Source organism: Caballeronia hypogeia (assembly GCF_001544875.2).
In the GTDB taxonomy this organism is placed as follows: Bacteria; Pseudomonadota; Gammaproteobacteria; order Burkholderiales; family Burkholderiaceae; genus Caballeronia; species Caballeronia hypogeia.
In genome coordinates this window covers 462,266-475,822 of sequence record NZ_FCOA02000002.1, presented here as the reverse complement: position 1 = coordinate 475,822, position 13,557 = coordinate 462,266, and the positions used below count along the sequence as shown (strand labels likewise).

Sequence of the window (13,557 nt, the reverse complement as noted above, 5' to 3'; positions counted from 1 at the left end):
CGGACAAAGCCGGACGCTCTTTCCGTCTCCGGGTTTTCCCGTAAAACATGCAATTCCGCGTACGGCTTCGAACACGGGACTTGGACAATTCGACGTACTTCTTGCAGCCATCCATGAACGTCGTGCCGTTCGCTTGACCGGTATTTCCGGGTCCCGCAAAGTGGGTTCAACGCGATGCGCACGAGGCAAACAAAGCCGCCGGCGCAAGCGATATTCAAGCGGGCCGCATACGCGGCCACTCCCCTGAACACGCTGGAGACGCCGGATGAACATGGTCACCGAACCCGCCTTCAAAGAGGCTTCGTTCAATATTCCTTCCACGATGCAGGCCTGGGTGCTGGGCGACCCGAATCAACTCACGCTCGCCGAGAAGCCCGTGCCGCAGCCCGGCTCCGCCGAAGTGCTCGTGCGCATCGACGCCATCGCCGTGTGCGCGACCGACCTCGAAATCATTCATCGCGGGCCGCCCGCGCAGATTCAAGGCGGTCTGCCGTTCAACAAGAACTTCACGCCGGGCCACGAATACATGGGCACCGTGGTGAAGCTCGGCCCGGGTGTCGACGAATACAAGATCGGCGATCGCGTCGCCGTGGAAGTCCACGCGGGCTGCGGACGCTGCGAGCGCTGCCGCGAAGGCATGTACACGTCGTGCCTGAACTATGGCAAGAACTACGGCGACATGAACAAGGGCCATCGCGCCAACGGCTTCACGACCGACGGCGGATTCGCGCAATACGCGATCAACAACGTCAACACGCTCGTGCATGTGGCCGACGACATGAGCGACGAAGAAGCGACGCTGATCGTTACGGCCGGCACGGCGATGTACGGTCTCGATGTCACGGCGGGTCTGATCGCAGGTCAGTCCGTCGTGGTGATGGGTCCGGGACCGATCGGCCTGATGGGCGTGGGCGTCGCGAAGGCGCTGGGCGCGAGCGAAGTCATCCTCACCGGCACGCGCGACAATCGCCTCGAAATGGGCAAGCGTCTAGGCGCGGACCATACCATCAACGTCCGCAACGAGAACGCCGTCGCGAAAGTGCGCGAGTACACCCACGGTGGCGCGCATTACGTGCTCGAATGCTCGGGCGCGCCGAACGCCGTCAACGACGCCGCATTGATGCTGCGCCGTGGCGGACGCATCTGCCTCGCGGCATTTCCGTCGGAGCCGGTGCCCATCGACGTCGCGGCGCTCGTGCGCAACAACATCTATCTCTACGGCATTCGCGGCGAAGGCAAGAGCGCGACACATCGCGCGGCGGAGCTCATGAAGCAGAAGCGCTTCGACGCGAAGCTGATTCACACGCATACGTTCCCGCTCAAGGATGTGCCCGAGGCGCTGCGCTATGCACGCGAGCGTATCGACGATGCGATCAAGGTCGTCGTGAAGATCGATCATCCCGAAGGCTGCTAAGGACGCGAGGACAAAGCGATGCTGACGTACGACGAATACGTCAGCGCATCGAGCCTCGACGAGGCTTTCGATGCGCTCGACCGCATTCCCGGCGCGCGAATCGTCGCGGGCGCGACCGATCTGTTGCCGTGGGCCCGCGAAGGCCGCGCCGGTGACGTGCATCTGCCCGCGCTCGTCGACGTGAGCGCGATTGCCGAGCTCGGCATCGTGAACGACGCGGGCGATCGCATCCAGGTCGGCGCTGCCGTGCCGCTGATCTCGTTCGAAGAAGATGCGCGCCTCGTTGCCAAGGCGCAGGTGCTGGGACGCTGCGCCGTCTGGTTCGCGGACGATCAGATTCGCGAGCAGGCGACGCTCGGCGGCAACATCGTCAACGCGTCGCCGGCCGGTGATTCGCTGCCCGCGTTGCTCGCGATGAATGCCGGGCTCGTGCTCGTGCGTCGTGTGGAAGGCGCGCTGATCAAACGTCGCATGATGCTTGCCGAGTTCATCACCGGTCCCGGCAAGACGCAGTTGCTGCCGCGCGAGATTCTTCTGCGCGTGGAATTCGATCCGACGCCGGGTTATGGCGCGAGCTTCGAAAAGGTCGGGCATCGCCGTTCGCTCGCGATCTCGACAGTATGCATGGCCGCGCTTGCCAGACTAGACGCGAACGGCGCGATCGATGACGTGCGCGTTGCGATCGGCGCGGTGGGGCCGGTGCCGGAACGTCTGGTCGATGCAGAGCGCGCGCTCGCAGGCACGCAACCCGATGCAGCGAACGTGCGCGAAATCGCCGAGCAAACAGCGGACCGCGTGCGCTCGCGCAGCCGGCAGGCGTATCGCCGTGAGGTGCTGGTGAACTTCGTCGAACGAGGATTGATCGATGCGCTGCGCCGCGCCGGTGCGTCCATCGAGCGCCTGGAAAAGGAGATGTCGAATGTCTGATGCCACGCCTGTGCAGACGTGCGTGAGCGCGGAGCCCTGCGAGACCTGCCACTACGATCCGCTCAACGAAGCGCGCGTGATGATCCCCGCGACCGTCAACGGACGCAAGGTGGCGCGCTCGGTGCCGGTGCATTATCGCGTGATCGATTTCGTGCGCGAGGAACTGAAGCTGACGGGCAACAAGGAAGGCTGCGGTTCGGGCGAATGCGGTACGTGCTCGCTTTTCGTGGATGGCTCGCTCGTCAAGAGCTGTCTCATGCCGGTGCAGAAAATCGCGGGCCGCTCGCTCGAAACGGTCGACGATCTCGATCGCGACGCCGGTCTCACCACCGTGCAGCGTGCGTTCCACAAGTGCGGTTCGAGCCAGTGCGGCTACTGCATTCCCGGCATGGTGATGGCCGCGACATCCACGTTGAGAAAGCGCCCGAACGCAAGCATCGCGGAGATTCGCGAAGGTCTCGGCGGCAACGTGTGCCGCTGCACGGGCTACCAGAAGATCGTCGATGCAGTGGAACTTGCGCGCGACGTGATGAACGGCACGAAGCCCGAAAGCGCGCTTGACGAAGAAGAGACCGAGCACTTCATCGGCGCGCGCACGCGCAGGCTCGATGCGCCCGCGAAAGTGTCCGGCGCAATCAAGTACGCGGCGGACATGTGGATGCCCAACATGCTGCACATGCAGGTGTTGCGCAGTCCGCATCCCTATGCCCGCATCGAGCGTATCGATGCATCGCGTGCGGAGGCGCTGCCGGGCGTGGAAGCGGTGCTCACCTGCGACGACGTTCCGGGTATCGATAACTTCGGCGTGTTCATCGAGGATCAGCCGGTGATGGCGCGTGGGGTCGTGCGTCATACGGGCGAGGCGATTGCCGCGGTCGTCGCGGAGACGCCGGAGATCGCGCATGCGGCCCTGTCGCTGATTCGCGTGACGTACTCGCTGCTCGAAGGCGTGTTCGATCCCGAGCTCGCGCTGCGCGTCAACGCGCCGCAATTGCATGACTTCGCGCCGAACAACATCTGCAAGCACACGAAGATCCGCAAGGGCGATGTCGAGGCGGGCTTCAGGGAAGCGGACATTATCGTCGAGGAGACGTATCGCACGTCGGCGGTCGAGCATGCGTATCTGGAGCCGGAAGCGGGGCTCGCTTATGTCGAGGCCGATGGCTGCGTCACCGTGCATTCGCCGAGCCAGAACATCACGCATCATCGTCATATGCTCGCGAAGATTCTCGGCCGGCCGATCAACAAGGTGCGCATGATCATGAGCACGGTCGGCGGGGGCTTCGGCGGCAAGGAAGACATGCTGTATCAGGGCATGCTCGCTCTGGGCGCGATCAAGACGAGAAGACCGGTGCGTTATGTCTTCACCCGCGAGGAGAGCTTTATCGCGAGCGCGAAGCGGCATCCGTTCACCATCCGCTACAGGATGGGTCTGAAGCGCAACGGGCGCATCGTCGCGACCGAGATGAAGATGATCGCCGATGGCGGCGCGTATGCGATGTCCTCGCCCGGCGTGATGAACAAGTCCGCGATTCTCGGGCCCGGGCCGTATGCGATACCGAACGTCTGGGTCGATGCCATCGCGGTCTACACGAACAACACGCCGAGCGGCGCGTTCCGGGCGTTCGGCGCGTTCCAGTCGGAGTTCGCGACCGAGTCGCATCTCGATCTCTGCGCGGAGCGGCTCGGCATGGACCCGATCGCGTTGCGCCGCGTGAACCTCATGCAGGACGGCGCGATCACGCATACCGGGCAGGCCCTCGACCGGGTGCTTGCGAGCGCATGTCTTGACGGCGCTATCGCGGCGGCGGGATGGCACGAAGGCGTCACGTACCGCGCGGGACGCGGCGAGAAGCAACGCGACGACCTCGGGCGTGAAGGCACACGGCCCTCGTGTGAACCCGGCGTGCGGCTGGAAAACTTCATCGGTGCGCTCGCGGAAGACGCGTCGCAAGGTTAAGGAGATATCTCGATGAAACGCAGAGGAAGAGGCATTGCATGCGGCTGGTACGGCATCGCGCGAACCGCCGCGATGGACCGCGCGGCGGTGTGGGTCGAATACGACGACGGCGGCACGTTGAAGATCGCCACGGGCGTGACCGAGATCGGCGAAGGCGTCTTGACGGGCCTGTGCCAGATCGCCGCCGCGCAGACCGGCGTGCGCCCGCAGGACGTGGTGCTCGGCGACAACGACACCGCCCGCGTGCCCGAAGCCGCGCACGCAGGCGCCACCCGCATGACCTACATGATCGGCAACGCGGTGGTGGTCGCGTGCCAGGAAGCATTCGGCAAGTTCGCCGATGCGATGGCCGCGTACTGGGGCGTCGCATCGAGCGCGATCGTCGCGCGTGCGGGCAACGTATGGGTCGAAGGCTCGCCCTCGAAGCGCATGACGCTCGACCATGCGGTGCACGTGCTCAAGAAGGAACGCGGCATCGTGATCGTCGGCAGCGGGCTGTTCACGTCGGCGCATACGACGCTGCATCCCGAAACCGGCGCAGCCACGCCATGGCGCAGCTATGTATTCGGCACGCAGATCGCCGAAGTCGAAGTCGACGACGACACCGGCGAAGTGCAGGTGCTGGGCGTCTGGGCCGCGCATGACGTGGGACGCGTGGTGAACCCGCAGCAAGTGGAAGGGCAGATCGAAGGCGGTGTCGCGATGGGCGTGGGACATGCGCTGATGGAAGCCTACGAGCAACGCGATGGGCATACCACGACCCCGGCGTTCGCGAAGTACATCCTGCCGACCGCGCTCGACGTGCCGCACGTGACCTCCATTCTCATCGACGAACCGGACCCGAATACGCCGCTCGGCGTGAAGGGCATCGGCGAGCCGTGTCTCACGCCGACCGCGCCCGCGATCTGCAATGCGATCTACGACGCAATCGGCGTGCGCATGACGCATCTGCCGGCCACGCCCGAACGCGTGCTCGAAGCACTGCGAGAAAAGCGCGAAAGGCAAGAGTCCGCGCCGCAACGCAAGGTCGCATAGCGCGTCCCGCGTTTCAAATTCCAACCGATGCGCCGATGGCCGCTCATGCGAGCGGCCCGGCCGAACTCATCCTCGAAATACGTCGCGATCAACAGGAGCTACGCATGAACCAGACGACCGAACTGCCGCCAACTCATTTGCCGGGTCTCGCGGGCGCGGCGCATCGCGCGGCGGCGATCGTCGCGGCGGGCAGCATCGAAGGCGCGATTGCGCGCGGCGCGATTCCGCGTGAAGTGAGCGTGACGCTTTCCGAAGCGCTCGTGCTCGGCTTTCTGCGTCAGGGCGTGACGAAGTTTCTCGCAATCTTCGGGCATGGTTCGACCGATCTGGGTGAAGTGCTGCGCATTTATACCGACGCCGGCGCGACGCAGGTCTTCAACTTCCGCAACGAAGTGGAAATGGCGCATGCGGGTACCGCGCTCGCATGGGTGTATCGCGAGACCTGCGCGGTCGTGACCTCGATCGGACCGGGCGGCTTGCAGGCGATGGCCGGATCGCTCGCGGCGGCGAGCAACGGTGTCGGCCTCTATCACGTCTACGGTGATGAAACCACCTATGGCGAAGGCTATAACATGCAGCAGGTGCCGAAGCCGCAACAGCACATCTACGGACAGATGACCGCGTTGATGGGGCAGTCCTACGTGTTGCACACGCCCGAGGCGATCCGCGATGCATTGAGGCGCGGCACGCACTGCGTGCATCACCCGGTGAAGGCGGGGCCGTTCTATCTGCTGCTGCCGCTCGACGCGCAGCCGCGCATCATCGAATCGCTCAATCTGCTGGCGCTGCCGCAACGCATGAAGCTGCCGCGCCAGACCGTGGGCGATGCTGCCGCGCTTGAAGAAGCCGCGCGCCTCGTCGGTCTGCATCAGAAGATCGTCATCAAGGCGGGCGGCGGCGCGCGCGCCTTCTCGCAAGAGGTGCGCGAGCTCGCGGAAGCGACCGGCGCGGCTGTCGTGCTCTCGCCGGGATCGACGGGCGTGCTGCCGGATGCGCATCCACAGAACATGCACGTCGGCGGCTCGAAGGGCTCCATCAGCGGCAATCATGCGATGTCGCGCGGCGAGTTGCTGGTCGTGATCGGCTCGCGCGCGGTATGTCAGGCCGACTGCTCGGGTATCGGTTATCCGCGTGCGGAAGCGGTCATCAACATCAACGGCGATACGGCCGATGTCTCGCACTACAACGCGACGGTCGCGCTGCCGGGCGATATCGGTCTCGTCATCGAGCAATTGCTTGCGGCGATCCGCGCGCGCCGCAACGGCACGGATCGAACCATGAAGCTCGCGTGGCTGCGCGAATGCGAAGAGAAGAAGCGCGAATGGAAGGAGTTTCTCGCCGCGCGCCAGGACGTGCAGCAGCTTCGCGATGCGGCATGGAATCGTCCGGTGCTGACGCAGCCTGCCGCGATCAAGACGGTCTGCGACTTCGCGAAGCGCATCGATGCGATCAAGTTCTTCGATGCCGGCGACGTGCAGGCGAACGGCTTTCAGACGGTCGAGGACGATGCGCCTTATCAGACCTTCACCGAAACCGGCGCGTCGTACATGGGATTCGCGACCTGCGCGCTGATCGCGAACGGACTTGCGCGCGCACCGCGCCACGGCATCGCGTTCACGGGTGATGGCTCGTTCATGATGAATCCACAGGCGCTGATCAGCGCGATGGAGCACGGAGCGCGCGGCACGATCGTCATCTTCGACAATCGGCGCATGGCGGCGATCTCGAGTCTTCAGCACGCGCAATATGGCATCGATTTCAAAACGAACGACGGCGTCGCCGTCGACTATGTGCGGCTCGCATCGAGTATCGCGGGCGTGAAGGCGTTCGAGGGCGGCTTCGATTGCGTATCGCTCACCAGGGCGCTGGAAGCGGCGCATGCGCAAGGCGGCCTGTCGGTCGTGCACGTTCCGGTCTATGCGGGCGAGGACCCGCGCGGCGGACTCGGCGCGTATGGCTCGTGGAACGTCGGCAACTGGTGCGGCGATGTCGAGCGTCGCTATCTGTCGGCCACCATCTGAACGATCATCGGAGAGACATCTTGAAGCGCGAACAAATCGGGCTGTACCGCAATTTCGGTCTTTATATCGATGGCGAGTGGCGGCAGTCGCGCACGCTCGCCACGCGCGAAGTGATCGATCCGTCGACGGAAGAAATCGTCGGCCTGATCCCCGCCGCGGACGAAAGCGATCTCGACGATGCCTTGCAGAGCGCGACCTACGGACTCGCCGCCTGGCGCGCGACTTCGCCGTGGGATCGTGCCATGGTTCTGCGCCGCGTGTCGTCGGTTATCCGCGAGCGTGCCGAGGACATCGCCACGCTGATGACAGCGGAAACCGGCAAGCCGCTCGCGGAGTCGCGGGGCGAGACGCAGGCTGCGGCCGATCAGTTCGAGTGGTACGCGGAGGAGACGAAGCGCATTTACGGCCAGACGATCGAAGGCCGCACGTCGGATGTGCGCATGCAGGTTCGCTACGAACCCGTGGGCGTGGTGGCCGCGTTCTCGGCATGGAACTTTCCGGCGCTTCTTCCCGCGCGCAAGATCGCGGCGGCGCTCGGCGCGGGATGCAGCGTGATCGTGAAGCCCGCGAGCGAAGCGCCCGGTTCGTGCATGGCGCTCGTGCAGGCATGCCATGACGCGGGATTGCCCGGGGGCGTGCTCAATCTCGTTACGGGCGATTCGTCGCTGATCTCGCGGCATCTGATTGCGTCGCCTGCTGTGCGCAAGGTCACGCTGACCGGATCGACGGAAGTGGGCAAATCCATTTTGCGGCTCGCGGCGGATGGGATCAAGAAAGTGTCGATGGAACTGGGCGGGCATGCGCCCGTCGTCGTGTTCGATGACGCCGATCCGCAGTGGGCCGCGGAAACCGTGGCGCGGGCGAAATTCCGTAATTGCGGGCAGGTGTGCATTTCGCCGTCGCGGTTCTTTGTGCATGAGCGCATTTACGAGCCGTTTTGCGAGGCGTTCGCTCGTTTTGCTGCCGCGCTGGCGATCGGGCCCGGGAGTGATGCGTCGAGCGAAGTCGGTCCCCTTGCGAACGCGCGTGGACTGAGGCATGCGGAAGCTTTGGTCGCGGATGCGCTTTCGCGCGGAGCGCGCTTGCTTGCCGGCGGCAAGAGGCCGGAAGCGCATCGGCGTGGGTACTTCTTCGAGCCGACCGTGCTCGCGGATGTGCCTTCCGATGCACGCATCATGCGGGACGAACCTTTTGTGCCGATTGCGCCGATCACACGATTCAGTGAGTTCGACGAAGCCATCGAGGCGGCTAATTCGGTGCCTTTTGGGCTGGCGGGTTATGTGTTCTCTTCTTCTCTGAGGACCTCGACGCTGGCGGCGGAAGCTCTGGAATGCGGGATGGTCGGGGTGAATGAGATGCTGCTTGCGTGTGCGGAAGCCCCATTCGGCGGGATGAAGGAAAGCGGCATGGGACGGGAGGGTGGTTCGCTCGGGATTCGCGATTATCTCGAGGCCAAGTACATACGTACGCGGCTCGTCTGAGGGGATCGGGGGCTGAATTGAAGCGCAGGCAAGCAAAGCAAAGTAAACAAAAGCATTGAGGAGACAAGCATGTCGCAAGACCAAAAGGGCACCGGCCTGTCCAGCGGCCTGACGAACTACGGTGATCGCGGTTTCGCCCTCTACCTGCGTCGCTCGTTCGCGAAGTCGATGGGATATTCCACCGACATGCTGAAAAAGCCGATCGTTGGCATCGCCTCCAGCGGCTCGGGATTCAACAACTGCCACCGCGCGATGCCCGAACTCGTCGAAGCCGTGAAGCGCGGCGTTCTCGCAGCAGGCGGCCTGCCCATCGACTTCCCGACCATATCGCTGGGCGAAGTCTTCCTGAACCCCACCTCCATGATGTTCCGCAATCTGATGAGCATGGACGTCGAGGAAATGCTGCGCGCCCAGCCGATGGATTCCGTCGTGCTGATCGGCGGTTGCGACAAGACCGTGCCCGCGCAACTGATGGGCGCCGCCGCCGCCGATATCCCCGCCGTGCAGCTCGTCGTCGGTCCGATGATGACGGGACGTCACCAGGGCGAGCGCCTGGGCGCATGCACTGACTGCCGCCGCTTCTGGGGAAAGTTCCGCGCGAACCAAATCAGCGAACAGGAAATCGATCAGGTCGAAGGCCGCCTCGCGACCACCGCCGGCACCTGCGCCGTCATGGGCACCGCGAGCACCATGGCCTGCATCGCCGAAACGCTCGGCATGTCGCTGCCGGGCACCGCCGCCATTCCCGCCGTGCATGCGGACCGCATCCGCGCGGCCGAAGCGAGTGGCGCGCGCGCCGTGCAACTCATTCGCGAGCCGCTGCGCCCGAGTCAGATCATCACGGCGAAGTCGGTCGAAAACGCCTTGCGCGTGCTGCTCGCCATCGGCGGATCGACCAACGCGATCATTCATCTGACCGCCGTCGCGGGAAGGCTCGGCATTCCGGTATCGCTCAGGCGTCTCAACGCGATCTCCGATGAAACGCCGGTGCTCGTCGATCTCAAGCCTACCGGCGAGCACTACATGGAAGACTTCTTCGCGGCGGGCGGCATGACCGCCGTGCTGCGCGAACTCGAACCGCAACTGCATCTCGACGCGATGACCGTGACCGGCGAAACGCTCGGTGAACGCATCGAGGGCGAGCGCGATGCGTGGGTCGATCATCGCATTGTGAAGAAGTCTTCAGAACCGGTCGAACCGCAAGGCGGACTCGTCGCGCTGTTCGGCTCGCTCGCGCCGCGCGGCGCGATTCTCAAGCGTTCGGCGGCGGACAAAGCGCTGTTCGAGCAGGAAGGCCGCGCGGTGGTGTTCACATCGCTCGAAGACCTGGCCGCGCGCATCGACGATCCCGGGCTCGATGTCGACGCGAACGACATTCTCGTGCTGCAGAATGCCGGCCCCGCGAGCGGCACGGGCATGCCGGAAGCGGGCTATCTGCCGATTCCGAAGAAGCTCGCGCAACAGGGCGTCAAGGACATGCTGCGGATCTCCGATGCCCGCATGAGCGGCACCGCCTACGGAACCATCGTGCTGCACGTGACGCCCGAAGCGGCGCTCGGCGGACCGATCGGACTCGTGCGCAACGGCGACCGCATCCGGCTCTCCGTGCGCGAGCGGCGCGTCGATCTGCTCGTCGACGAAGCCGAACTGAAGCGCCGCGCAAGCGACGTGAAGCCGCCGAAGCGCGTGCTGCGCGGCTATCAGAAGCTCTATCAGGAGCATGTGCTGCAGGCTGACGCCGGCTGCGATTTCGACTTCCTGCAAGCCGCCCAAGATTCCTCATCGACTCAAGAGAGCTGACCATGCTGATCGGCATTCCGACTGAAACCGCGAACGGCGAAACGCGCGTCGCCGCATCTCCCGAAACTGTGAAGAAATACGTCGCGCAGGGACACAGCGTGCGTATCGCGCGCGGCGCGGGCAAGCACGCCGCCTTTACGGACGAAGCCTACGTAACCGCAGGCGCTTCGTTGTGCGACGACGAGGAAGCGCTCGCCGCCGAACTCGTGCTCAAGGTGCGCGCTCCGTGCGATGAAGAAGCCAGGCATCTGAAGCGCGGCGCGCTCGTCGTCGGCATGCTCGAACCGAAGAACGACGCATGCGTCGCCCGTCTTTCGAATGCGGGCGTCATCGGCTTCGCGCTCGAAGCCGCGCCGCGCGTGACGCGCGCGCAAAGCATGGACGTGCTCTCGTCGCAGGCGAACATTGCCGGATACAAGGCCGTGATGATCGCGGCGAATCACTATCCGCGCTTCTTCCCGATGCTCATGACCGCAGCCGGTACCGTGAAGGCCGCGCGCGTGCTCGTGCTCGGCGCGGGCGTGGCGGGCCTGCAGGCCATCGCTACCGCCAAGCGTCTCGGCGCAACGGTGGAAGCATCGGACGTGCGGCCGGCGGTGAAGGAGCAGATCGAATCGCTCGGCGGCAAATTCGTCGACGTGCCGTTCGAAACACCCGAGGAAGAAGAGATCGCGAAGGGCGCGGGTGGCTACGCGCGACCGATGCCCGCTGCATGGCTGCAACGTCAGGCTGCGCTCGTCGCCGAACGCGCGAAGATCGCGGACATCATCGTGACGACGGCGCTCATTCCCGGCCGCGCCGCGCCGGTGCTCGTGACGCAAGACATGGTGAAGTCGATGAAGGCGGGCTCGGTGATCGTCGATCTCGCCGCGGCCGCAGGCGGCAATTGTCCGCTGACCGAAGCGGACCGCGTCGTCCTGAAGCACGGCGTGACGATCATTGGCCACACCAACCTGCCCGCGATGGTCGCAGCCGATGCCTCCGCGCTCTACGCGCGCAACGTGCTCGATTTCACGAAGCTCATCTTCGACAAGGACGGCGCTTACAAGCTCGATCTCGACGACGAGATCGTGAAGGCCTGCGTGCTGCAGCCGCCTGCCGCAGACCCGGCCGAAGCCGCGAGCGTCGCCACGCTCGCCGAATGATTTCGTCACTTTGAAATGAGGCACAGATGCATTCCATCGATCCAACCCTCGTGCACGTCATCATCTTCGTGCTCGCGATTTATGTCGGCTATCACGTCGTGTGGAACGTGACGCCAGCGCTGCATACGCCGCTCATGGCGGTGACCAACGCGATCTCCGCGATCGTGATCGTCGGCGCGATGCTCGCGGCCGGTCTCACGCATCACGCATCGAGCCAGGCGTTCGGCGTGATCGGTGTCGCGCTGGCATCGGTCAATGTATTCGGCGGCTTCCTCGTCACGCGCCGCATGCTCGACATGTTCCGCAAAAAAGGAGCTTCGAAATGAACGCCGCCGTCAACATGAACCTCGTTACGGCGAGCTATCTCGTGGCTTCCGTGTGCTTTATTCAATCGCTCAAAGGTCTTTCGACACCGAAGACCGCGCTCGTCGGCAATGTGTTCGGCATCGCGGGCATGGCGATCGCCGTGGTCACGACGCTCGCGATGGTCGCCGCGTTGCGCGATGCGCCCGGCATGGGCGTGGGTCTCGTCGCGGCCGGTGTGGTGATCGGCGGCGCGGTGGGCGCGCTGCTCGCGAAGAAGGTCGAAATGACGAAGATGCCCGAACTGGTCGCCGCGATGCACTCGCTGATCGGGCTCGCCGCCGTGTGCATCGCGGTGGCGGCGGTGATCGAGCCTTCGGCGTTCGGCATCGCGAGCGCGGCCGACGAGATCATCCCGCGCGGCAATCGAGCCGAGTTGTTCATCGGCACGCTGGTCGGCGCGATCACGTTCTCGGGCTCGGTCATTGCGTTCGGCAAGCTCTCGGGCAAGTACAAGTTCCGTCTGTTCCAGGGCGCTCCCGTGACGTTTCGCGGCCAGCATGCATTGAATGCGCTGCTCGCGCTCGCAATGATTGCTTGCGGCGTCGGCTTCTTCCTCACGCAGGCATGGGCGCCGTTCGTCGCGATGACCGCCATCGCGTTCGTGCTCGGCGTGCTCATCATCATTCCGATCGGCGGGGCGGACATGCCCGTTGTCGTGTCGATGCTGAATTCGTACTCGGGCTGGGCCGCGGCGGGGATTGGCTTCTCGCTCGGCAATCCGATGCTGATCATCGCGGGGTCGCTGGTCGGCTCGTCCGGCGCGATTCTCTCGTACATCATGTGCCGCGCGATGAACCGCTCGTTCTTCAGCGTGATTCTCGGCGGCTTCGGCGCGGAGGCTTCGTCGTCGAATGTGGCGGGCGACGCGGCGGCGCGCCCGGTGAAGAGCGGCAGTGCGGACGACGCCGCGTTCCTCATGAGCAACGCCGAATCGGTCGTTATCGTGCCGGGCTACGGACTCGCCGTGGCTCGCGCGCAGCACGCGCTCAAGGAACTCGCCGAAAAGCTGCACGAAAAGGGCGTGACGGTGCGTTACGCGATTCATCCGGTCGCGGGCCGCATGCCGGGCCACATGAACGTGTTGCTCGCCGAAGCCGAAGTGCCGTACGAGCAGGTGGCGGAAATGGAGGACATCAACGGCGAATTCGGCCAGGCCGATGTGGCGCTCGTGCTCGGCGCGAACGACGTGGTGAATCCCGCCGCGAAGAACGATCCGAAATCGCCGATCGCCGGCATGCCGATTCTCGATGCGTACAAGGCCAAGACCGTGATCGTGAACAAGCGTTCGATGGCGGCGGGCTATGCGGGTCTCGACAACGAACTTTTCTATCTCGACAAGACCATGATGGTCTTCGGCGATGCGAAGAAGGTCGTCGAAGACATGGTCAAGGCTGTGGACTGAACCGGA

Annotated in this window: 10 protein-coding genes; all 10 read left to right on the top strand. The window is 64.5% G+C overall.

Features of this window, described 5'->3' with window-relative positions; genetic code table 11:
* Positions 1-265: 265 nt before the first annotated feature.
* The 10 genes from AWB79_RS05420 to AWB79_RS05375 all read left to right on the top strand — a co-directional run bounded on the left by AWB79_RS05420 (position 266) and on the right by AWB79_RS05375 (position 13,551).
* Complete coding sequence (locus AWB79_RS05420; protein ID WP_198398969.1) at positions 266-1,414, top strand: zinc-dependent alcohol dehydrogenase; 1,149 nt, start codon at positions 266-268, stop codon at positions 1,412-1,414.
* An 18-nt stretch (positions 1,415-1,432) separates the two neighbouring features.
* A complete protein-coding gene (locus tag AWB79_RS05415; protein ID WP_061166336.1) occupies positions 1,433-2,341 on the top strand; it encodes an FAD binding domain-containing protein in 909 nt (302 codons plus the stop codon).
* The gene (locus AWB79_RS40905; protein WP_061166335.1) at positions 2,334-4,301 is read left to right on the top strand and encodes a molybdopterin-dependent oxidoreductase; all 1,968 of its coding nucleotides are present in this window, start codon (positions 2,334-2,336) and stop codon (positions 4,299-4,301) included. The genes AWB79_RS05415 and AWB79_RS40905 overlap by 8 nt, the downstream gene beginning before the upstream one ends.
* Before the next feature lie 12 nt (positions 4,302-4,313).
* A complete protein-coding gene (locus AWB79_RS40900; protein WP_198398968.1) occupies positions 4,314-5,336 on the top strand; it encodes a xanthine dehydrogenase family protein molybdopterin-binding subunit in 1,023 nt (340 codons plus the stop codon).
* A 104-nt stretch (positions 5,337-5,440) separates the two neighbouring features.
* Entirely contained in the window at positions 5,441-7,357 is a 1,917-nt protein-coding gene (locus tag AWB79_RS05400; protein WP_061166495.1) for a thiamine pyrophosphate-dependent enzyme, read from the top strand.
* Between the two features lie 20 nt (positions 7,358-7,377).
* The gene (locus AWB79_RS05395) at positions 7,378-8,838 is read left to right on the top strand and encodes an NAD-dependent succinate-semialdehyde dehydrogenase (RefSeq protein ID WP_232470826.1); all 1,461 of its coding nucleotides are present in this window, start codon (positions 7,378-7,380) and stop codon (positions 8,836-8,838) included.
* Positions 8,839-8,907: 69 nt separating this feature from the next.
* Positions 8,908-10,638: an IlvD/Edd family dehydratase gene (locus AWB79_RS05390; protein WP_061166333.1), complete on the top strand. Its 1,731-nt coding sequence runs from the start codon at positions 8,908-8,910 to the stop codon at positions 10,636-10,638.
* 2 nt (positions 10,639-10,640) lie between these two features.
* On the top strand, positions 10,641-11,783 hold the full coding sequence (locus AWB79_RS05385; RefSeq protein WP_061166332.1) for a Re/Si-specific NAD(P)(+) transhydrogenase subunit alpha: 1,143 nt from the start codon (positions 10,641-10,643) through the stop codon (positions 11,781-11,783).
* A 26-nt stretch (positions 11,784-11,809) separates the two neighbouring features.
* Complete coding sequence (locus AWB79_RS05380) at positions 11,810-12,109, top strand: proton-translocating transhydrogenase family protein (protein WP_061166331.1); 300 nt, start codon at positions 11,810-11,812, stop codon at positions 12,107-12,109.
* The gene (locus AWB79_RS05375) at positions 12,106-13,551 is read left to right on the top strand and encodes an NAD(P)(+) transhydrogenase (Re/Si-specific) subunit beta (protein ID WP_063963444.1); all 1,446 of its coding nucleotides are present in this window, start codon (positions 12,106-12,108) and stop codon (positions 13,549-13,551) included. Before AWB79_RS05380 ends, AWB79_RS05375 begins: the two co-directional genes overlap by 4 nt.
* Positions 13,552-13,557 lie beyond the last annotated feature (6 nt).